This window comes from Brevibacterium oceani (assembly GCF_017948325.1).
Classification (GTDB): Bacteria; Actinomycetota; Actinomycetes; order Actinomycetales; family Brevibacteriaceae; genus Brevibacterium; species Brevibacterium oceani.
In genome coordinates, this window is sequence record NZ_CP072846.1 from 560,598 (window position 1) to 581,381 (window position 20,784).

20 protein-coding genes and 1 other annotated feature are annotated in these 20,784 nt (G+C 63.7%); of the genes, 9 read left to right on the forward strand and 11 right to left on the reverse strand.

Going from position 1 to position 20,784, the window contains the following annotated elements; translation table 11 throughout:
* Positions 1 to 142: 142 nt before the first annotated feature.
* From ectA to J9314_RS02510, 4 genes are all read left to right on the forward strand, one after another.
* On the forward strand, positions 143 to 637 hold the full coding sequence (gene ectA, locus J9314_RS02495; protein ID WP_281412351.1) for a diaminobutyrate acetyltransferase: 495 nt from the start codon (positions 143 to 145) through the stop codon (positions 635 to 637).
* 306 nt (positions 638 to 943) lie between these two features.
* Entirely contained in the window at positions 944 to 2,242 is a 1,299-nt protein-coding gene (ectB, locus tag J9314_RS02500) for a diaminobutyrate--2-oxoglutarate transaminase (protein WP_210604330.1), read from the forward strand.
* Positions 2,243 to 2,377: 135 nt separating this feature from the next.
* The gene (locus J9314_RS02505) at positions 2,378 to 2,785 is read left to right on the forward strand and encodes an ectoine synthase (RefSeq protein WP_181276121.1); all 408 of its coding nucleotides are present in this window, start codon (positions 2,378 to 2,380) and stop codon (positions 2,783 to 2,785) included.
* 578 nt (positions 2,786 to 3,363) lie between these two features.
* A complete protein-coding gene (locus J9314_RS02510) occupies positions 3,364 to 3,726 on the forward strand; it encodes a hypothetical protein (RefSeq protein ID WP_210604331.1) in 363 nt (120 codons plus the stop codon).
* A 6-nt stretch (positions 3,727 to 3,732) separates the two neighbouring features.
* Here the strand turns inward: J9314_RS02510 and J9314_RS02515 are convergent, their stop codons facing one another.
* Positions 3,733 to 4,041, reverse strand: a complete 309-nt coding sequence (locus J9314_RS02515) for a hypothetical protein (protein ID WP_210604332.1) — start codon at positions 4,039 to 4,041, stop codon at positions 3,733 to 3,735.
* 129 nt (positions 4,042 to 4,170) lie between these two features.
* Positions 4,171 to 5,682, reverse strand: a complete 1,512-nt coding sequence (locus J9314_RS02520; RefSeq protein WP_210604333.1) for an alanine/glycine:cation symporter family protein — start codon at positions 5,680 to 5,682, stop codon at positions 4,171 to 4,173.
* 395 nt (positions 5,683 to 6,077) lie between these two features.
* Between J9314_RS02520 and J9314_RS02525 the strand changes: the two genes are divergently transcribed.
* The gene (locus J9314_RS02525; RefSeq protein ID WP_210604334.1) at positions 6,078 to 6,944 is read left to right on the forward strand and encodes a glycerophosphodiester phosphodiesterase; all 867 of its coding nucleotides are present in this window, start codon (positions 6,078 to 6,080) and stop codon (positions 6,942 to 6,944) included.
* A 15-nt stretch (positions 6,945 to 6,959) separates the two neighbouring features.
* On the opposite strand, the gene J9314_RS02530 is transcribed toward J9314_RS02525, so the two are convergent.
* Together J9314_RS02530 and J9314_RS02535 are read right to left on the reverse strand one after the other, a co-directional pair.
* Positions 6,960 to 7,412 (reverse strand): pyridoxamine 5'-phosphate oxidase family protein, encoded by a 453-nt coding sequence (locus tag J9314_RS02530; protein WP_210604335.1) that lies wholly within the window; start codon positions 7,410 to 7,412, stop codon positions 6,960 to 6,962.
* A gap of 202 nt (positions 7,413 to 7,614) precedes the next feature.
* Positions 7,615 to 8,715: a hypothetical protein gene (locus tag J9314_RS02535; RefSeq protein ID WP_210604336.1), complete on the reverse strand. Its 1,101-nt coding sequence runs from the start codon at positions 8,713 to 8,715 to the stop codon at positions 7,615 to 7,617.
* Between the two features lie 100 nt (positions 8,716 to 8,815).
* On the opposite strand from J9314_RS02535, the gene J9314_RS02540 reads away from it, so the two are divergent.
* Positions 8,816 to 11,383, forward strand: a complete 2,568-nt coding sequence (locus tag J9314_RS02540; protein ID WP_210604337.1) for a thioredoxin domain-containing protein — start codon at positions 8,816 to 8,818, stop codon at positions 11,381 to 11,383.
* A gap of 19 nt (positions 11,384 to 11,402) precedes the next feature.
* Here J9314_RS02540 and J9314_RS02545 read toward each other — a convergent pair whose 3' ends face one another.
* Positions 11,403 to 12,356, reverse strand: a complete 954-nt coding sequence (locus J9314_RS02545) for a TetR/AcrR family transcriptional regulator (protein WP_210604338.1) — start codon at positions 12,354 to 12,356, stop codon at positions 11,403 to 11,405.
* 135 nt (positions 12,357 to 12,491) lie between these two features.
* On the opposite strand from J9314_RS02545, the gene J9314_RS02550 reads away from it, so the two are divergent.
* Positions 12,492 to 13,958, forward strand: coding sequence for an MFS transporter (locus tag J9314_RS02550; RefSeq protein WP_210604339.1), 1,467 nt, complete (start codon positions 12,492 to 12,494; stop codon positions 13,956 to 13,958).
* Positions 13,959 to 14,052: 94 nt separating this feature from the next.
* On the opposite strand, the gene J9314_RS02555 is transcribed toward J9314_RS02550, so the two are convergent.
* Complete coding sequence (locus J9314_RS02555) at positions 14,053 to 14,406, reverse strand: EthD domain-containing protein (RefSeq protein WP_210604340.1); 354 nt, start codon at positions 14,404 to 14,406, stop codon at positions 14,053 to 14,055.
* A 2-nt stretch (positions 14,407 to 14,408) separates the two neighbouring features.
* Positions 14,409 to 15,503: an NADH:flavin oxidoreductase/NADH oxidase gene (locus J9314_RS02560; protein WP_246490719.1), complete on the reverse strand. Its 1,095-nt coding sequence runs from the start codon at positions 15,501 to 15,503 to the stop codon at positions 14,409 to 14,411.
* A 35-nt stretch (positions 15,504 to 15,538) separates the two neighbouring features.
* Here J9314_RS02560 and J9314_RS02570 point away from each other — a divergent pair.
* Positions 15,539 to 16,773 (forward strand): IS3 family transposase gene (locus J9314_RS02570; protein ID WP_425514167.1). Its coding sequence is split into 2 segments (ribosomal slippage): positions 15,539 to 15,818 and positions 15,818 to 16,773, totalling 1,236 coding nucleotides; the frame shifts between segments, so codons are not numbered across the junction.
* Positions 15,817 to 15,945, forward strand: a sequence feature (AL1L pseudoknot). Its footprint overlaps the gene before it by 129 nt.
* 323 nt (positions 16,774 to 17,096) lie before the next feature.
* Positions 17,097 to 18,047 carry an AraC-like ligand-binding domain-containing protein gene (locus J9314_RS02575; protein ID WP_210604342.1) on the forward strand — a complete coding sequence of 317 codons (951 nt, stop codon included), beginning with the start codon at positions 17,097 to 17,099 and terminating at the stop codon, positions 18,045 to 18,047.
* Here the strand turns inward: J9314_RS02575 and J9314_RS02580 are convergent.
* From J9314_RS02580 to J9314_RS02595, 4 genes are all read right to left on the reverse strand, one after another.
* On the reverse strand, positions 18,001 to 18,195 hold the full coding sequence (locus tag J9314_RS02580) for a hypothetical protein (protein ID WP_210604343.1): 195 nt from the start codon (positions 18,193 to 18,195) through the stop codon (positions 18,001 to 18,003). The two genes, J9314_RS02575 and J9314_RS02580, sit on opposite strands and share 47 nt — an antisense overlap.
* 20 nt (positions 18,196 to 18,215) lie before the next feature.
* A complete protein-coding gene (locus J9314_RS02585; protein WP_210604344.1) occupies positions 18,216 to 18,770 on the reverse strand; it encodes an arginase family protein in 555 nt (184 codons plus the stop codon).
* Positions 18,771 to 18,964: 194 nt separating this feature from the next.
* Positions 18,965 to 20,014 carry an oxidoreductase gene (locus tag J9314_RS02590; RefSeq protein WP_210604345.1) on the reverse strand — a complete coding sequence of 350 codons (1,050 nt, stop codon included), beginning with the start codon at positions 20,012 to 20,014 and terminating at the stop codon, positions 18,965 to 18,967.
* Positions 20,011 to 20,775, reverse strand: a complete 765-nt coding sequence (locus J9314_RS02595) for an SDR family NAD(P)-dependent oxidoreductase (protein ID WP_210604346.1) — start codon at positions 20,773 to 20,775, stop codon at positions 20,011 to 20,013. Before J9314_RS02595 ends, J9314_RS02590 begins: the two co-directional genes overlap by 4 nt.
* Between the last annotated feature and the right edge of the window lie 9 nt (positions 20,776 to 20,784).

Here is a 20,784-nt window from a genome sequence, read left to right on the forward strand (position 1 = left end):
AGCGCCCCGCCACATCCCAGAGATGCCATGGGGAAAGCCTGGTCTGTTACATGTCGGTAGGCCGTGGCGAACGTTGCGAAAGTGCCCCGGAATCGACGTTTGTGAGGTTGACGCTGGGTCTCATCCCGTTAGGTTTGTTGGCGTGAGAAACGCACTCGCTGAACCGAAGACGCAAACCGACGTTCGTACTCCCGAGCTGGAGGACGGACAACATCTATGGCGGCTCGCGAAAGATACAGCCGTGCTCGATCTGAACTCCTCGTACTCGTACCTGCTGTGGTGCCGTGACTTCGCGGACACCTCGGTGATCGCACGGATCGACGGAGAACCCGCCGGCTTCATCACCGGGTACACCCGTCCGGAGAATCCGGACACCCTGATGATCTGGCAGGTCGCCGTCGACGAGAAGTTCCGTGGCCATGGGCTCGCCTCGACCATGCTCCATGAGCTGGCCGATCACACCGGCGCCCTGCGCCTGGAGACGACGATCACCGCAGACAATGCGGCATCGAACCGTCTGTTCCAGGCATTCGCCGATCAGCGCGGAGCCGGTTTCGACCGTCGCCCGCTGTTCACCCCGGATCTCTACCCGGACGGCCACGACACCGAATACCTCTACGAGATCGCTCCGCTGTAACGAGCCCCACCCCGACACCGCGCGAACTCCGACACGGGAGTGAGCCTCCGTTGGACGGGAGCCTCCGTTGCACGAGGCGCCTCCTGTCGGGTGCTCCCGCGCCCGGTGTCCGAAGGCGGAAGCGACCGCCGGCCGATGAGCTGACCGGCGCAGACGGGCTGACCGGCCTACACGGGCCGACCCGCCCACGAGTCGAGAGCCGATGAGCGATCATGCGAATCGGCAGCCTGGCGGCTGAGCGGCCACCGCCTGCAGCGCCTGCTCACGTGGCAGACGCGCAATCCAGAAGTCGAAAGGACTCAAGTGATGACCGAAAGCACTACCGCACCGACCGACAAGCCCGACATCTTCGAGACCCGCGAATCCGCAGTTCGCAGCTACTGCCGCTCATGGCCGGCGACGTTTGCTCGCTCGCTGGGCGCAAAGCAGTGGGACGAAGACGGCAACGAATACCTCGACTTCTTCTCCGGAGCCGGCGCTCTCAACTACGGGCACAACAACCCCGTGGTGATGAACCCGCTGATCGAGTACCTCCAGTCCGGTGCCGTTCTCCACTCGATGGACATGAAGACCCCGGCCAAGCGCGAGTTCCTGCAGACCTTCCAGGACCTCATCCTCAAACCGCGCGGACTCGACTACTCCGTCATGTTCCCCGGACCGACGGGAACCAACACCGTCGAGGCGGCGCTCAAGCTCGCCCGCAAGGTCACGGGCCGTCAGCACATGCTCTCGTTCACCAACGCCTTCCACGGCATGACCCTGGGGTCGCTGTCGGTGACCGGCAACTCGATGAAGCGCGAAGGCGCAGGCATCCCGCTGACCAACAGCTCGAAGATTCCCTACGATGACTACTTCGACGGTGAGATCCCGGACTTCCTGTGGCTGGAGAAGGTGCTCGAGGATTCCGGCTCGGGTGTCGACAAGCCTGCCGCTGTCATCGTCGAGACCGTGCAGGGCGAGGGCGGACTGCGTGCCGCTCGCGCCGAATGGCTGCGCGCCCTGTCCGATCTGTGCAAGAAGCACGAGATCCTCCTCATCGTCGACGACGTGCAGGCCGGCTGCGGTCGCACCGGTTCGTTCTTCAGCTTCGAAGAGGCCGGAATCGAGCCCGACATCGTCTGCCTGTCGAAGTCGATCTCCGGTTCGGGTCTGCCGCTGGCGCTGACGCTCTTCCGTCGCGAACTCGATGTCTGGGAGCCCGGCGAGCACAACGGCACCTTCCGCGGAAACAACCCCGCGTTCGTCACCGCGACCGCCGCGATCAAGAACTTCTGGGCCGACAACGAGTTCCAGAACCAGCTTGCCGACACCATCGCCGAGCTGCACCAGCGTCTCGACTCGATCGTCGAGAAGGCCGAGGGTGCCTCGATCCGCGGACGCGGTCTGCTGGCTGGCATCCACTTCGAGGACACCGAGGTGGCGGAGAAGGTCGCCGCCTACGCCTTCGAGCGCGGCCTGCTCCTCGAGACCTCGGGTGCCGAGGACGAAGTCATCAAGATCATGCCGGCGCTGACGATCGACTCCCGCGATCTGCAGGCCGGTCTGGACATCATCGAAGCCGGAGTGCTCGAATTCGCTCCCAAGGCCGAAGCCGTTCTGGCCTGAACCCACCTCTGCCGGGCCGGCGTCGCGACAGTGGCGCCGGCCCGCGCTCTGGGCGGAATCGGACTCGGATTGCCGGGATCGACGATGCCCACCCCCCCCTGAACATCACCGTCCCTTCACGAAAGGACTTCACCTATGTACGTTGTCAACCGCGATGACCTCAACGACACCGAGCGCGACATCCAGTCCGAGACCTGGCGCAGCCGCCGCATGGTGCTCGGTCGCGAGCGCGTCGGCTTCTCCTTCCATGACACCGTGATCTACGCCGGAACCACCTCGACGTTCCACTACCAGAACCACGTCGAAGCCGTGTACTGCGTGCAGGGCAAGGGCACGCTGACCGACGAGGAGACCGGCAAGGTCTACCCGCTCCACGACGGCGTGATGTACATGCTCGACGGACATGAGAAGCACACCGTCGTCGCCGAGGAAGAGCTGCGCATGGCCTGCGTGTTCAACCCGCCGGTCACCGGCCGCGAGGTCCACGACGAGAACGGCGTGTACCCGCTCATCGTCGAGGACGAAGCGGCACCCGCGAACTGAGCTCCTGAGCTCAGAAAGGGCGGTCCGAGCTTTGCGCTCGGGCCGCCCTTTTGTGCCGTCTGCCTGTTGACGAGCCCACGGTACGACCGCGGCGACTGCAGGTGTGGTACTCTTCGGTTTGACGAAACTTCAACTATCGTGACGCAGTCTGCCGACATCACTCCAGTGACTTCGACTTTGGCATCCTCTGTTCGTTTTCATCCTGTCTCTCTCAACTCATTGGAGTGTCCATGAAGTTCCTCAAGCGCGCCCTGGTGGCGTCGATCGCTGCTGTTGCTCTCGCTGTTGGTCCGGCAGTTTCCGCCGAGGCGGTTTCTATGTCATTCGATGTGACCAAGCTGTCCGCAAGTGACATGGTCATTTCGAACTCGAACTGCAAGTACTTCAACGTCTACTTGAAGTACAAGAAGAAGAACGTTGACTCGTGGTCAGTCGACTCTGATATCGCTGGCCGACATGGAAGCACCACCGAGGCGTATTTCGGCAACTATACGAGTCCCAGTAACAAAGACCGAGTAATGATCTGTCCCAGCTTGGAAGGGCTCGGTAGGTACATGATTGGGCCGTCTGAGGTCGACATGGAATATGTAGATGCCGATTATGACACCCACTGGGATGCACGCACTGACAAAACTAAGGGCTACTTCTACGTCCGAGGGAAGTCCTATGCGTCGCTCGCGTCCAAGCGCAGCCGAAGCACCGTCACTCTGACCTCGTCGACGAAGGTCTACAACCCCGAGAAGTACGGCAAGGTCAGCTACAACTCGAAGGTGAAGTTCCAGGTCAAGTCCGGCAGCAAGTGGAAGACCTTGAAGACGGTCACCGCGAAGAAAGGCAAAGCCACTTACAAGGTGAAGTCGAAGAGCAAGAAGACCTATCGCGTCACCTTCGACCAGGTCAGTTGGGCGACGGGAGCCACCTCGAAGTCGGTCAAGCGCTGACGCTTCTCACTCGCGGATCGTCAGGTCCGTTCCATCCATAAACCCTCGGGAACCCCCAAATAGCCCAAAAGGACCCAGGGCTTCGTCGAGGGGAAGGCTCAAAACGCCGGGGTCGTTCGTCTGGCTGCCTCCATACCCCTTGGCGCGGAGATTCTCGTTGTAGCGCAACTGACCGATCTCGGCATCGGTGACCGTCCAGATGACCACCTGCGGTGGATCATCATTGACGAAGGTGAACCGTTTGGTATCGGCCGAGACCGACCATCCGGTCGCCTCGGCGAGGGTGTTCGCCAACTCAGCACGATCGATACTCATCGGATTCTCCTCTCATGGATCAAGGGGATGGTTCTGGGCGTCGGGAAGGACAGATCGGGCGGTCCCAAGAGGGAACGCCCGATCTGCCTTCCGGGTCACTGTGCGTGCGGAATCAGAGTGCGGGCGGCCTCACTCGGCACGGGCAGCGTCATCAGCGTCGGAGCGCACCTTCTTGCCGCGGTCGCGCCAGAACTTCGCGGTCGTCACCTCGTCGGTGCCGTCCCAGGCGTCGACCTCGGTGTTGATGCGCTTGAACGTCGGCAGGTCCCCGCGGCGGAAGATCGGCTCCTCGCCGGCGCGACGCTGCTGCTGGTAGTTCTTCAGCAGCGAGAACACCAGCGGCGACAGCAACAGCAGAGCGAAGAGGTTGATCAGCGCCATGATCGCCATGAAGATGTCCGCCGCCGTCCACACGAGGTCGAGGGCGACGATCGCGCCGATGAACACGGCCGCCATGACGATCACCTGATAGATGCGCAGAGCGACCCTGCTCGTCGTCAGGTGCTCGATGTTCGCCTCACCGTAATAGTAGTTGCCGAGTATCGAGGAGAACGCGAAGAGGAAGATCGCCACGGTCAGGAAGTGGATCGCCCACTGCCCGAGCTGACCGCTCAGTGCGGTCTGCGTGAGCTGGATGCCCTCGGCTGAGCTGCCGTACTCGGGGTTCGAGAGCAGGATGATGAACGCGGTGATCGAGCAGACGAGGATCGTATCGAAGTACACACCGAGCGCCTGCACGAAGCCCTGCTTGGCCGGATGCGACGCCGAGGCCGTCGCCGCCGCATTCGGCACCGAACCGATGCCCGCCTCATTGGAGAACAGGCCGCGCTGAACGCCGATGAGCATGATCGAACCGAGCGTACCGCCGGCGATCGAATCCATGCTGAAGGCATCGGAGAAGATCGTGGCCACCATCGAGGGGACGGCGCCGATGTTCATTACCACGACGATGATGCCGACGATGAGGTAGACGCCGGCCATGAACGGCACGAGATAGGCCGAGATGTTCGAGATGCGCTTGGCGCCGCCGGCGAAGATCGCAAAGGCAGCGACGGCGATGATCGCACCGGCGATCGCGGCGAAGGTGCCGTTCGAGGAGTCGACGTCCAAAGACGCCCCGACCGCGTCGACGATCGAGTTCGACTGCACCGAGTTGAACACGATGCCGTAGGTGATTGCGACGATGACGGCGAAGACGAGCCCGAGCCACTTCATGTTCAGCCCGTGCTTGATGTAGTACGCGGGTCCGCCGCGGAAGTTCGGACCGTCCTTGAGCTTGTACAGCTGGCCGAGGGCGGACTCGGCGAAGGCGGTGGCACCGCCGACGATCGCCGTCAGCCACATCCAGAACATCGCGCCCGGGCCGCCGAGCGAGATGGCCAGGGCGACGCCGGCGATGTTCGCCGTGCCCACACGCGAGGCTGCGGAGATCGAGAAGGCACGGAACGGTGAAATGTTCCGGTTGCCTTCGGAATCCCGTCCGCCAGGCTCCGTCAGGGTACGGAACATCTCGGGAAGCAGTCGTACCTGGACCACTCCCGTGCGGATCGTGAAATACAGACCCGTGGGGATAAGAACAGCCACGAGGACGTATGACGAAACGGTGCTGACGCTGTCGAACGCACTTTGGAGCATCTCCATCGAACTGCGCCTCCTTCGGCAATTGTGCTGCGGGGATCGGAGGGCAGAATGCAAGAACTCCGTCCGTGGTTGCTTCCAGTCTGCCATCAACGGTCGCTCTCGGGGAGGGTGGCCCCTGACGCAGTGAGGCCGGCTGTCCAGCTGGGGCGGCGATTGCCTTGCCGACTGCGGCGGAACGTCGTCAATGCCGAACGCGCAGCGTCGACCAAGCGAACGTCAAGCTCCGGCACCGGCAGGATTCACGTCCCGTCCACCCGCATATCACCGGGAACTCGCCCTCGCCGTCTAGGCTGGCCGCCACAGCACCACCCGACCACCCGTCAAGCACAGCTCGATCGGCCGCTCCCACTGCTGCTCGATCCCCAACCTGCAGTCTCCGTGGAGGAGTTCTGAAAATGCCCATCACCCTCATCACCCCCACCGCCGGACCCGCCCCGCGGCGATCCGCAGATCTGGCCGACCATGGCGCCGACCTCGCCGAATCCACTCGCCACCGTGTCCCGCCCCTGGTCATCGCACATCGCGGCGCGTCCGAAGACTGGCCGGAGAACACCATCCCCGCGTTCATGGCCGGCATCGACCAGGGCGCGGACATGATCGAGACCGATGTGCACATGAGCGCCGACGGTGAACTCATCATCATGCATGACACCACCGTCGACCGCACCACCGACGCACGCAACCTCTACCCCGGCCGCATCGACCGGTCGATCGCGGCCATGAACGCCGCCCAGATCGCCACCCTCGACGCCGGACGTTGGAAGGGTGAGCAGTTCGCCGGCATCGGTGTACCCCGCCTCGCCGAGGTGCTCACCCTCGTCCACGACACCCGCACCGGCCTGCTGCTCGAGGTCAAACACCCCGAACGCTATCCCGGAATCGCCGAGGCGATCGTTCATTCCCTGCGGGCCGTGCCCAATTACCTGCAGCGGGCATTGGCCGCCGGCATGCTTGTCGTCCAATCCGCGAACTGGGCGTTCATCAGCGAATTCCACGGGCTCGCGCCCGAGATCCCCGTCGGCATCCTCGGCCGGCCGTGCCCGGACGAACTCCAGGACTTCGCCGATTGGGTCGACCAGATCAACCCGGAGTTCCGTGCCGCCGACGAAAGCTTCCTCACCGCCGTCCACGAGCTCGGGATGTCGAGTCTCGTGTGGACGGTCGACGACCTCGGCGAGATGGAGCGGGCCATCGACGTCGGCGCCGACGGCATCATCACGAACATCCCCGACCGCCTCGTCGAAATCGTCGAAGCGCTGTGACGAGGCGGGCGGAAGTCACTCCTGCGGTGCGCGTGCGACGTGACTGAGCGCTGACTCCCAGGTCGAGGCATCGGTCACGGGGAAGCAGCGGCCGGTGACCACCTCGGCGAGGATCCGGATGAAGTGATTCTTCGTGCCCGCCTGCAGCGGTGACACGTCGAGGGAGACGGTGTCGCGGAGCTCCTCGGGGGCGCTGATCTCCTTCGCCTCGCCCTTGACGACGACGCTGAACGCGTACCCCGACTCGAGGCCGTCGATCTCGAAGGCGACGCGCGGGTGACGGCGGATGGCGTCGATCTTCGTGCCGTCGCCGGTGCGGATGACGAGCGCGGAATGTTCGACGGTGAAGTTCACCGGGAAGATCTCCGGGGCATCGTCGACGATGACGGCCAGGCGTCCGACGGAGGTCGCGCGCAGGCGTTCCCAGCAGTCCTTGGCCTCGAGGTTCCAGGTTGATTCGGCGTTCACGGTCGGCCTCCCATCCGTCAGCGGCGGGGCCGGGGGTCGGCTCCCTCACCGCCGATTTCTACTTAGAGTAGAAGAAAGGGGTGGGCGAGGGAAGAGGGTGCCGACAATCGGGACCTGGAGTCTCAGGGACGTGTGGCGTCGGGGACGTGCGTGCTGACGGGCAGGCGTGCGGCAGGGCTTGCGGGCTCAGGAGTGCGCGGGCTCAGGAGTGCGTGGTCGGGGTCGTGCGGCGGCTGGTCACGGCGTCGAGGGTGACGATCGCGAGCACGATGGAGCCGAGCGTGAACAGGATCATTCCCAGCGCCCACGCGGGGTAGCTTCCATCGGTTCCGAAGGCGAAGCCGATGGCGATGGACGTCGACGTCAGGCAGAAATAGAGACCGCCGGCGACCGTGAGGAATGTCAGCGTATGGGCAAGCTTCGGGCGTGCCTGCTTCGGGTGGGGACCTGCGACCGGATCAGGGATCGGCAGTGCGCGTGACTCCGCGACGGCGCGGAGGGCGAAGACGGCGGCGACCGAGCCGACCGCCGCGGCGATCGCGTTGGGGACATCCGCCCACGTCCACAGCCCAGACCTCGTCGCCCAGTCGGTGAACTGCGAGTACGGCAGGTAAAGCGGCACCGTGCGCGCCAGCCAGACGATGATCGTGATGGCCGCCGTGATGAAGAGGAACGTCGCTGCCGTCTTGCCGTGACGGCGAGCTCGGGCGTCGAGTTCGGCGACCTCGGTGGTTGTGGCTGCGTCGGTGGTGCTGTCGGTCGTGGTGTCGTCGGCGGCGTCGGCGACAGTGGCGCCGACGCTGTCGGCCGTGGTGTCGTCGTCGGCGTCGGCCACGGGCGTGACTCGAGAGACCGTGACGGCGAGGACCTGGGCGATGATGAGCGGATAGGCCAGGTCGGCGACGAAGACGATCGCCGTGAGGATCGCGAGGAACGGGACATCGCCCTCGAAACTGTCCGAGGCGAAGATCGATCCCAGCCCGGCGAGTACGAAGTAGAACACCGTGATGACGATGAAGACGCTGCGCTGGATCGATCTCAGCTGCCGTCCGACGACGATGGCGGCCGCGCCGGCGATGACGAACAGCACGAGCCGAAGCAGGTCGAAATCGCTCGCGCCGGAGAGTCCGGTGAGTCTGGTGGGGGCGGTGAGGGCAACTGCCTTCGCTCCGATCCACGCCGCGATGAAGACGACGAAGGCGACGACCGTGATGGACATGCCCGTGCTGCCCAGGGCTGTCGGTGCGGTGGGAGGGGTCGCCTCGTGGGCGGTTCCCGTGGTCTCGTTCGGGGTCACGCTCATGATTCCATCATTCCATAAAACCAGTTTCCTTGCTTTTTGGGATGGCGGGGATTGTTGCTCTGCCCTCGCGTGCGCCGGTCCGAAGTGAGACGCTGGGGCCATGCCGAATGAACTCGCCGCTTCGACCAGCCCGTACCTGCGCGCTCACGCCGACAATCCCGTGGACTGGCGGATGTGGAGCCAGGAATCCCTCGCCGAGGCGGCCCGCCGTGACGTGCCCCTCCTCATTTCGATCGGGTATTCCACCTGTCATTGGTGCCATGTCATAGCGCACGAATCCTTCGAAGACGAGGCGATCGCGGCAGTGATGAACGACCGTTTCGTGCCGATCAAGATCGATCGCGAGGAGCTGCCGGACATCGACTCCTATTACATGAACGCGCTGCAGGCGATGACCGGGCAGGGCGGTTGGCCGATGACGATCTTCGCGACCCCGACCGGCAGCCCCTTCTATGCGGGCACCTACTTCCCGCCCGCTCCGCGCGGGAACCTGCCCGCGTTCACCCAGGTCCTCACCGCTGTGTCGCAGACGTGGACCGACCGCCGCCCCGAGGTCGACCAGATGACCAAGCGCATGGACCGCGGCCTGGCCGAGATGGCCGACGCCGTGACGAGCGCTCTGCCCGCCGAGGCGGCCGCCGAGTTGCTCAGTGCCGACGAGCTCGATTCCGCTGCCGCTGCTCTCCTCGATTCCTACGATCCGGCCTGGGGCGGGTTCGGTGCGGCGCCGAAGTTCCCGCCGATGATGAACGTCCTCCAGCTCTTGGCGGCGTTCGTGCGATTGGGTGGGACCGCCTCGGCGAAGGAGGACGGCAGCGACGCGACCGCGGTGAACCTCGCGGAGGGCGCAGCCGCCTCGACGAATGGATCGGCCGACGGGCTGAACAACCGAACGGCTGACGAGTCGGAGACTCATCCAGTGGATCGAGTGCGGTCCGAAGGGCGGTTGGGCTGGCTCGGCGCCGATGGGCACCTGAGCGGCGAACTCGCCCTCGACTGCCTCATCGCGGTCCGCAGCACGCTCGCCAGAATCGCCTCGGGCGGCATGCGTGACCAGGTGCGCGGCGGGATCGCGCGCTACAGCGTCGATCGGCAGTGGTTCGTGCCGCACTTCGAGAAGATGCTCTACGACAACGCCCTCTACCTGCGCGCGGTGACCGCGTGGGCGAAGGTCGAACGCGCCCTGGATCCGGCGTCGAAATGGCTGGCGCTGGCCGAGCGGGAGATCGCCGACACCGCGAACTTCCTGGTCAGCGATCTGTCGACCGAGGACGGGCTGATCGCTGCGCTCGACGCCGATTCGCTCAACTCGGCCGGGGTCGCCGAGGAGGGGGCGGCGTATGTGTTCACTCCCGAAGAATTCGCCGAAGCCGGACAGGCGGGCCTGCTGGGCCTCGTCGATTCGCCGGCCGGCGCTGAGCTGTCGGGCCAGGTGGTCGCGGCCGTGCGCATCATCGACTGGCTGGGCATGGAGGATGTGCCCTTCGACGCCGCGCACCCCGCGCCGTGGGACATCGCCGACACCCGGCGCCAACGGGAGGTCCTCGACGAGATCCGGGCCCGGCGTGCGCAGCCGGCCCGCGACGAGAAGATCATCACCGAGTGGAATTCCTTAGGTGTCACCGCCCTCGCCGAGGCGGCCCTGTACATGGGCGCGGGTGCTGAAGATCCGCGTGGTGTGGATGGTGCCGAGAGTTCGCGGGCAGTTGATGGTGCCGCCGGAGATTCGAGTGGGGCGGAAGGTACCGCCGAGACTGAGTCGTGGGGGAGAACCGCGCTGCGCTACTGGACGGCGATGCGTGCGCGCTTCATCGGGGCAGTTGACGATGGTACGGGTGAAGACGGTGCGGGTGGCGAAGTCACGGGTGATGGAGGAGCAGCGGACCCGAACGGCGACGGGGCAGCGGATTTCGACATCCGGCGCAGCTTCACTGGCGGCAAGGCCGGACCCGGGCGCGGGGGACTGGCCGACTGGGCGCAGTTCATCACCGCTGGAATTACGGTTCGGCAGCTCCGGGGTGGGGCCGCCTCGGTGCCGGTGGAATTCCTGACCGGGACGATCGCGCGGATGCTCGACCTCTTCACCGCGGGCGAACCGGACGAAGTGCTCGAGGTCGTCGATTCGCTCGGTGACGGGATCATCGATGTGAAGTCGGCGGATCCGGTGGACAACACGGTGCCCTCGGGCCGGTCGGCCGCGGCCGAGGCGGTGCTGCTGCTCGCCGAACTCGGGGTCGAGGCGGGCGGGGCCGATCGTGGGACCGGCGCTGCCGGTGACGGCTCTGCCGGTGACGGCTCTGCCGGTGACGACGTTGCCGAGTCAGGCGGTGTTGAGCCGGTGGACACCGGTCGGCTGCTCGAGGAGCGCGACCGGTTGCTCGGTGTCTATCGGGCGCTCGCCGGACAGGCCCCGCGCGGCTGTGGGCATGCTCTCTGGCAGGCTGAGCGCGCGCTCGGCCCGGTCCGGGTCGCCACCCACGAGACAGAGCTGCGCCAAGCTGCTGCGCGGCACCCATCGGTGACTCTGCTGACGGATTCGACCGGGGTGCCGGGGCCAGACGGAGACGAGGTGGACGTCCCCGCGGGGACGGCGATCGTCTGTCGGGGCACGCAATGCTCCCTGCCGGTGGGAACGGTCGCCGAACTCACGGCACTGTTGGACGGGTAGGGAGAGCTGCCGCGCTGGCTCAGCTCCAGGTGAGCCGTTCGATGCCGGAGAGGACGAGGTGGAGTCCGACGATGAACTCGGACTTCGCATCGAACTTCGCGAACTCGCCGAGGACGGAGTGGACGAAGGGGAACTCTTGCTCATCGAAGCTCGACCAACGGTCGATCTGCTCGGCGAATTCGGCATCGGCGTCGTCCATCGCGTCTCTGTCGATCGCCCCCTGGGAGACCTCCGCGCCCATGCCTGAGGCGTAGTTGACCACGGCCAGCGAGGCGTGGAACTGGGTCGTGAGGTCGAGCTCGGTGCGCTGGAGCGCCTGGCCGACCCGCTCCCAATAGGTCAGCGAGTTCGGTTCGTCCGGCCCCGCCTTGATGAGCTGTCCGGCGAGCCAGCGATGTTCGATCATCTGGACGAACAGGCAGAGGACGAGGCGGCGGATGTCGGCCAATGCCTCGGCCGTGACCTCGCTCGTCGCCTCGCCCAGATCGATCCCCGGATAGTCGGCGAACATCGAGGGAGTCGCCTCACCAGCATCGATGAGCTCATCAGCATCATCGAGGGCACGCCCGAGGAGTTCATCGGCGACGATCGCCATGAGCTCGTCCTTGCCCGAGGCATACCAATAGAGGCTGGCCACGCCGCTGTCGAGCTGAGCCGCCAACCCACGGAGAGTCACCTTCTCCGCACCGACAGCATCGAGCGTGGCGATCGCCGCCTCGATGATCTGATCGAGGGAGAGCGAAGCCCGCGCACGCGGCTGCCTGCCGCCGCCTCGGCGACGGAGATCCGCACGGCCTGCCCCGCGTGCTCGAGCTGCCGCTCCGTGAGCCTGGGCCGCTGCTCGGCGAGCCTGCCCCGCTTCCCGGGCCTGAGCCGATCGCTGGATCCGCGCCGCCCGGGCGGTGCGTGGATCGGGTCCGGCGGATCGGGGGTCGGTGCCGCCGCCTGGGCGCCGAGGTGTGTCAGAAGCCATGGTCCGAATCTACCGAGGGACTTGCGAAGTATCAAACAACGTTCTATTCTCGAACATGGTTCGACTGACTCGAACAACGTTCCATAAACGAACGAGGTTCGATGAATTCCCTCCCTTCGATCTGAAAGGACCGCTATGACTACTCCGATCCCAGCTTCCGGCGCCGTGGAGACTCCGTCGCGCAAGCCGCAGAGTCTCCGCGCCGCCTGGCCCGCTCTCGTTGCCCTGTGCCTGACCATGCTCGTCGAGATGGTCGACAACTCCATCCTCAACATCGCGCTGCCGACGATCGGCCGCGACCTCGGTGCCTCACCGACTGATCTGCAGTGGATCGTCGGCGCCTACTCGCTCACCTTCGGCGGCCTGCTCATGGTCGGCGGCACGATGGGTGACAAGCTCGGCCGACGGCGCACCCTCCTCGTCGGGCTCGCTCTCTTCGGCCTCGCCGGACTCTCCGTACTGCTCGTGACCACCCCGGCCCAGCTCATCATCGTGCGCGCCCTCTCGGGAGCCTTTGCCGCCTTCATCGCCCCGCTGACGATGTCTCTGATCTTCCGACTCTTCGATCTCGACGAGCTGCGCAACAAGGCGATCGGCCTCATCATGGTCGTGTCGATGATCGGCTTCGCGCTGGGCCCGACACTCGCCGGACTCGCCATCGCCAGCTGGCCGTGGCAGGCTCTTCTCGTGCTCAACGCACCCGTGGCGGCAATCGCCTGGCTGGGTGTGCGCTTCGGCATCGCCCCCGATGACCCCGCTGATCGGCGGACCGGCGGAGCCGACGTCCCCGGCGCTGTGCTCTCGGTCGCCGCGCTCGGCTTCCTCCTCTACGGTTTCACCGCGGGAGTCGAGAACGGCTGGACCGCCCCGCTGACCATCGCCGTCTTCGCCGCTGGAATTCTCTCACTGGTGGGCTTCATCTGGCGCGAGAAGACCGCGGCCGATCCGATGCTCGACTTGAAGCTGCTCGCCCTGCCGACTGTCAGCGGTTCGGCGATCCTCCAGACCGCGACGATGATCGCCATGGTCGGTGTCATGTTCGTCTCCACCCAGCTCTACCAGTTCGCGTGGGGGTGGACGCCGCTGCAGGCCGGGCTCGCGAACCTGCCGTTCGTCGTCGGCATGCTCGTCGCCAGTCCGTTCGTCGACCGTGCCGTCGCGAAGTACGGGCACCGCGCCACGTCCATCGGCGGCGTCGGCCTCGTCCTCTTCAGCGTCGTCATCTGGATCTTTGCGCTCTCGCACGGATTCCTCTGGTGCGCGATCGGCATGCTCATCATGACCTTCGGCATGCGGACCGTGATGACCACGGGTGCCGTGGCTCTCGTCGGCGCACTGCCCGAGACGCACACTTCGATCGGTTCGGCGCTCAATGACACCGCGCAGGAGCTCGGCAATGCCGTGGGCGTGGCGATCGTCGGCACCATCATGGCCACCGTGCTCGGCTCGACGCTGCCGCAGGGAGCATGGGATTCGACGATGGTCGCCGGCTTCATCCACTCCCAGCAGATCTCGTTCACCGTGCTCGCCGGCATCGTCCTCGTCCTCGGGTTCATCGGCGCACGGACGCTGACGAACTCGAAGGTCACCGAGGATCACTGAGGTTTCCGACGCGCATTGAAGCGCACTGAAGCGATCGATGAGCGCTGACAGCTGCGCGACCGCCTCGGCGCTCATGTGATGACGTGGCCCCGCCTCATCCCCGAGGCGGGGCCACGAAATCTTTGATGTCTTCCACCGGAATGGACAGAACACTGGGCCAGTCCATGAATGTCCCCGTGTCATCCAGCAGCTGGAGCCCTTCGGGGGAGGCGAAGGCGTGATCTGCTGCCTGGCGACTGGCGAAACGGTAGGTGGAGAATGCGTCATACCCGGGATAAGACTCCGGATCTGACCAGAGCTGACAACCATGGGCGATCAACGCCTGTCGGTAGGCCAATAGGCCAGGAAGTGACGAACCGAGCTTGTAATGAGTCGTCTGGTAGTGGTTGGTGAACTCCTCGAGGCTCATGCCTGCGATTCTCTTGGTGATGAAGGCGATGGTGAACACGTCTACACAACCTCTCGAGCCATACTGGCCTCGTGTCTGGGCCACCGGGCTCCCAGATACTGGCGTGGCCAGTAGTCGATGTCGGCACCGAGGATGTGGGCCGCACGCAAAGCGAAATTGGGGTCTCTGATCATCTGTCGAGCCAACATGACAGCGTCTGCACGACCGGACCCCACGATCCCATTCGCATGCTCAGGTGTGGTGATCAAGCCGACAGCCGAGACAGGCACCGCAGCTTCAGTGCGCACGAACTCAGCCAATGGGACTTGATAGCCCGGTTCGACCGAGATGAATATCCCATCTGTCAGGCCCCCGCTGGAGATGTCAAAGAAGTCTGCCCCGCTTTCATGAGCCCAAGCGGCGGTCTGTGCTGCCTGCTCCTCATTCCATTCCCCGGCCCAATCGGTCGCTGAGAATCGGACGAAGAGCGGAACGCTGTCTCCGATCGCTTTCCGAACTCTGCGGATGATACGCAGCAAAAGGCGGGCACGGTTCTCCAGACTTCCCCCGTATTCGTCTGTGCGATCGTTGCTCATCGGGGACAGGAACTCGTGGATCAGATAGCCGTGAGCGGCGTGGATCTCGATGACATCGAAGCCGGCGTCGACGGCTCGTCGTGCAGCTACGGCGTGGTCCTCGACGACCTTCTCGATCCCGGCTCCGTCGAGTGCCTCAGGCACATCGAAACCGGGGTACGCGTCCGCTGACGGAGCGAAAGTCCGCCAGCCGCCCTCTGCGATGGGTTTGGTCGAGCCCTCGCGGGGGTCGAAGAGTCGATAGTCCGAGGCTTTGCGCCCTGCATGAGAGAGCTGCATTCCAGCAGCGGCGCCCTGTGTATGGAGAAAGTCGACAATTCGCGACCATGCCCGAGCCTGGTCATGATTCCACAGGCCGGTGTCTTCACTGGTGATTCGGCCTTCGGGGGAGACAGCAGTCGCCTCGGAGAAGACGAGTCCTGCGCCGCCTGAAGCAAATTTGCCCAGATGAACCAGATGCCAATCTCCCGGAATCCCGTCGTGGTCTTCACACGAGTACTGGCACATGGGCGAAACCCAGACTCGGTTCCTGAACGTTGTCTGATTCGCCCCGGGAATAATGGAGACAGTGAAGCCACGGAAAGGACTTCCCTGTCATGCCCCAAAAGAAATACCCGCTCGAGCTTCGTGAGAGAGCAGTCCGCATGGTCCTCGACGCACTCGAAGCTGACCCGGGTGCCCGCCGCGGCATCTTCCGCCGTATCGGCGACCAGCTCGGTGTCAACCCCGAAACGCTGCGGTCGTGGGTCAACCAGGACCAGGTCGATGCCGGCGACCGGCCCGGCACCACCACCGCTGATGCCCAGCGGATCAAGGACCTCGAGAAAGAGAACCGGGAACTGCGCCGGGCTAACCAGATCCTGAAGTCGGCGTCGGCTTTCTTCGCGGCGGAGCTCGACCGCCCCTCGAAGTAATCGTCGCCTTCATCGACGAGCATAAGGACGAATTCGGAGTCGAGCCGATCTGTTCCACGCTGCGTGCTGCCGGCGTGAAGATCGCTCCGAGTACCTACTATGCCCGCAAACAGCGGCCAGCCTCGAATAGGCAGAAACGTGACGAGATCCTGAAAGAGGAGATCAGCAGGGTGCATACGAACAACTACGATGCGTTCGGAGCCCGGAAGATGCACATCGTCCTCAACCGCGAACCCGACCCGTTAGGGCGCGGGCATGTAGCCCGATGCACGATCGAACGCCTGATGAAAGACCTCGGATTACACGGGATCAAGAGGGCCAAAGCACCGAACACCACACGGTCAGCACCGCGGGAGAACTGTCCAGCCGATCTCGTCGATCGCCACTTCGCGGCTTTCGCCCCTGACCGGCTGTGGGTTGCCGACATAACTTATGTGCACACGTTCACCGGGTGGGTCTACGTCGCGTTCGTCACCGACGTGTTCAACCGCGAGATCGTCGGCTGGCAAGTCTCGAGATCGCTGCATACCGAGTTGGCTCTTGATGCTCTGCAGATGGGGATCTATCAGCGGAAACGTGCAGGTGGCGACCTATCCGGGCTGGTGCACCACTCAGATCGCGGGGTCCAGTATCGGGCGATTCGCTATGGCGAGGCCCTGGCCGAACAAGACGCCGTCGCCTCTGTCGGGTCGAAAGGCGACTCGTACGATAACGCCCTTGCCGAAGCCTTAAATTCACTCTATAAGGCCGAGCTGATCCGGAACAAGGGTCCGTGGAAAGGTATTGATGATGTCGAGATCTCCACGGCGGAGTGGGTGCACTGGTTCAACACGTACCGGCCTCACGGAGCACTCGGTGGTGCGACTCCCGCTGCGTTCCGAGCAGACTATTTCAACGCGCTGCCACGGGCTGCCTAGCTCGTGCACAAGCTGACGATTTCCAAGTAGAAAACTCTCCATCAAACCCGGGGCTTGACAGTCTGTCGGACTGTCAATGGTTGGAACAACGGCGGCTGCGTCATTGCAGAAGCATCCCTTCGCTTGATGGATCTGGTGGTGCCACCAACGTTATGGATGCTCTTCGAACGAAGCTTGACTGGATGCGACAACTGCTTCGTTCGTTTGCGCCATTCGGGTTTGTCTTCGGTATTCCATGGGACACTCGACTTTGATAAGACTCAACGACGGGTGTGAATGTTCTTCACCGGTCGTAAAATGGGCGACAGGGTGAGGAGGCCGGAATGGACACCGCAGAACGACGCATTGAAGCCTCCGCTGTCTGGGCCTCGCGCCAACAGTGGGAAGAGCAAGTGAGATCGACCTACGCCGGCCTGACGATGTCCATGCAACGAGGGTCGGACTTCTTCGCGCGAATGCGTCTTGTCGGTTTCGGCCGCCTTCAGGTCTCCGAGGTCGAGTCGGGCCCGGTGAGTTATGAACGCTCGGATGAGCTCGTCGCCGACGTCCCGTCCGATCATCTTCTGCTCAGTGTCAAATATTCGGGCAACGGTGCTGTCGAGCAGTTCGGGCGCCGAGCGCAGGCTGGCCGTGGTGACATTCTGCTCTACGACACCAGTGCACCCTACCGACTTGAGTTCCCGGATACCTACAGGGAAGTCGTGGTCAAGATTCCCCGCTCGTCGTTGGTCTCGCGAGTCGCTACTCCCGAGCGGTTCTCTGCTATCCGGCTCGACGGCAATTCCGCCGTCGCCCGTCTCGTCTCCCGCTATTTGCGCGAACTGAGCATGGAGGCAGAGGCTCTTCCAGTTGCCGCTCGAGACCGGCTCGACTCAGCGATTCTCGACATCGTCGCTGTGGGACTGACGAACGTCGAAGGTGTCCCTGCGATCAGTGATTCCGCGGGCCATCTCAGCCGTGCCAAGACTTTCATGCGTGCCCACGCCTCGGATTCCTCACTGACTGCAGGGCGGATCGCAGCTGCACTCAACATCAGCGTTCGGACTTTGAACCGAGCCTTTGCCAGTGAGAATGAATCGGCGATGAAATGGCTGCTCGACCACCGTCTCGAGGTGGCTCACACCGCATTGGCAGAAGGTCGCAACCGGTCTGTTTCCGATACCGCATTCGAGCTGGGGTTCTCGGATCTGTCTCACTTCAGCCGCTCATTCAAATCTAAATACGACGTCACACCGAGCGAAGTCCATCATCGCCGATCAGCGGAAATCCGTTGAGCATCTCCTGCAGCTGCAGCAGATTGCGGGGCACGTACTCAGCGATCGTCAGTCCCACTACGTCGGCCACCGCGGCCACATCATCGATGATCCGATGCACTTGAGATCGGGAGAGTCCGCCTGGTTCTTCGCCGAGGCCGAAAGACACTTCGTCACTGTCGACGACATCTACATCGAGATGGATCGCCACTCTGCTTGCACCCGTGCCCTTGAGCCAGTCGAGGAGCACAGTTGAATCGTTAGCAAGCTATCCGGTGTGAAGATCGGAAGTGCCCAATCCCGCACGTTAGTGAGAGCATCCTCTTCACCGGAGTGCTGCCCGGCGTAGGCGAAGTTCTCAGCTCTGACGGTCGCGGGCAGTTGGCTGAGGATCTGTGGGTCGCCGTGGCCGAGAATGGTGGCCGCGGCCATCGCGTGGTAGCCGTCGTAGGCTGTGTCCGGAGTGTCCGAGTCGGGGTGGGCGTCGATCCAGACTACTGCAAGGTCGTCACCATACTTATGCGCCAGATAGGTGAATGGGGCCACGCTGACCGAGCATTCTCCGCCGAGAGTAAGTACTCGGTCGAAATCATGAGCATTCAGCGCTTTGAAGGCCTCCTGCGCGGCGGAGGTCACGGCCGTGCGAGATTCGATGCCGTTAATCGATCCTTCGTCGGGGTCACCTGCGTCGACAGGAATGAATACGGACGGGCCTTTGTGCTCGGGCAGAACAGCTGCGAGCACGCGTGAACCCACGCTGTAGCCGCGTCGGGCTCGCTCCCTGCTCACCTCTGGCACCAAATCTGCGGCAGTGTCTGCCCCAGCACCCTGCCATTGTGGCCACACGAGCCGTAGGGTCCGTGCGTCGTTGACTGCTGTCGCAGGTGTCGCGTCATTCATGGGTCAGCCTTTCTCTCAACCGAGGCTACGATTTCTGTCTAGAAGCCGCGTTCGAACGGGCCCGTGGCCCGGGCATATGTGGGAATCGGCAGCGGTGGGTCGATGCCGATGTGAACTGCCGCGTGGATCGGCCAGAACGGGTCCCTCAGCAGGGCTCTGCCGAGGAACACGAGATCGAGCCCGCCGTCTCGCAGCAAGTATTCGGCAAGGTCAGCAGAGTGGATAGAACCCACGGAGCCGACAGGCAAGTTGGTCGCCCGCCCGACTTCCTGCGCATACTTCGCCTGGTAGGCCGGGTAGACCTCTGCGTCATAGGTGTCGGTGATATTGCCCGAGGTGACTTCGAGGAAGTCCGCTCCCGCTTCTTCCAGCCATCCCGCTAATATGCCTGCCTCTTCCGGAGTGACTCCTCCGTCGACATGGTCATCTCCCGAGAAACGGATGAGCAGCGGCTTGTCATCCGGCAGCTCCGCGCGGACCGCTCGGACGACGTCGAGGAGGAGTCGCGCACGGTTTTCGAGCGGTCCGCCGTAGGCATCTCTGCGCTGATTGGCGATCGGGGTGAGGAACTCGTGGATGAGGTAGCCGTGGGCCGCGTGGATCTGCACACAGTCGACTCCGGCGGCATCCGCCCGCTTAGCTGCCTGCGCGTAGTCCTCAACGATGGCCTCGATGTCGGTCGCCGAGAGTTCGGCGGGAACGGGCGAATTCGCAGAGTGCGCGATCCGACTCGGTCCCACGCATCCGTCGAGGTGCGATTTTCGTCCTGCATGAGCCAGCTGCACGCCGAACTTGGCATCGCAACTGTGAACCGCTTCGGCGATGGATTCAATCCCATCGATGTGGGCATCGGTCCACAGCCCGATGTCATTTCCCGAGATACGGCCGGAGGGATTGACGGCGACGACTTCGCTCATGATCAACCCGACCCCGCCGAGCGCCCGCGCCCCATAATGAAGAACCTGACGATCAGTGACATGTCCGTCAGCGTCCGCGTGATACATGAGCATCGGCGACATGACGATCCGGTTCTTGAGTTCCATTCCCCCGACCGTCAGCGGAGAGAAGAGTGCGCTTGAAGTGCTCATTGTGCGACGAATCCCCCATCGACCGACATGAGATGCCCGGTGACGAAGCTCGCCTCTTCGCTGAGCAGCCAGCTGATCGTCTGCGCCATCTCCTCAGGATCGCCCAGGCGGCCCATCGGATGCATCGCCCCGACGTCATCGAACTCTGGGGTTCCTGGTTTGAGCTTGAGCCCCTGGTCCGTCAGCATCGGGGTCACAGTGAATCCGGGGCACAGAGCGTTGACCCTGATGCCAGTCCGGGCTGTCTCTAGAGCGGCTGCTCGAGTGAGTCCCGAAACCCCGTGTTTAGCCGAAGTGTAGGCGGCATAGTTCGCGCCAGCGGTCAGTCCCCAGATGGAGCTGAGATTGACGATGCTGCCGGAACCCTGTTCGAGCATGATCTTCAGTTCCTGCTGCAGGCAGACGAAGACCGCGATGATGTCGATGTCGAAGATGGTCTGCGCGGCACCGAGGTCGAAGTCCTCAATCGAGCCGATCGGTCCGGTGATTCCTGCGTTGTTGACGGCGCTGTCGAGACCGCCGAATTCATCTCTGATTCTGGCAAAGAGCGATTCGACTTCTTCGTCATTGCAGACGTTGACCTGATGTGAGCTGGCGACTCCACCAGCATGCTCGATCTCGGCCACGACTCTGTCGGCGGCGTCGATGTTCATATCAGCGACGATCACATGGTGTCCGCGCTCAGCCAGAACGTGTGACGTGGCACGTCCGATTCCAGAACCGCCTCCGGTGACCAGACCTGTTTTCGTGTCAGTTCTCATATCGATTCC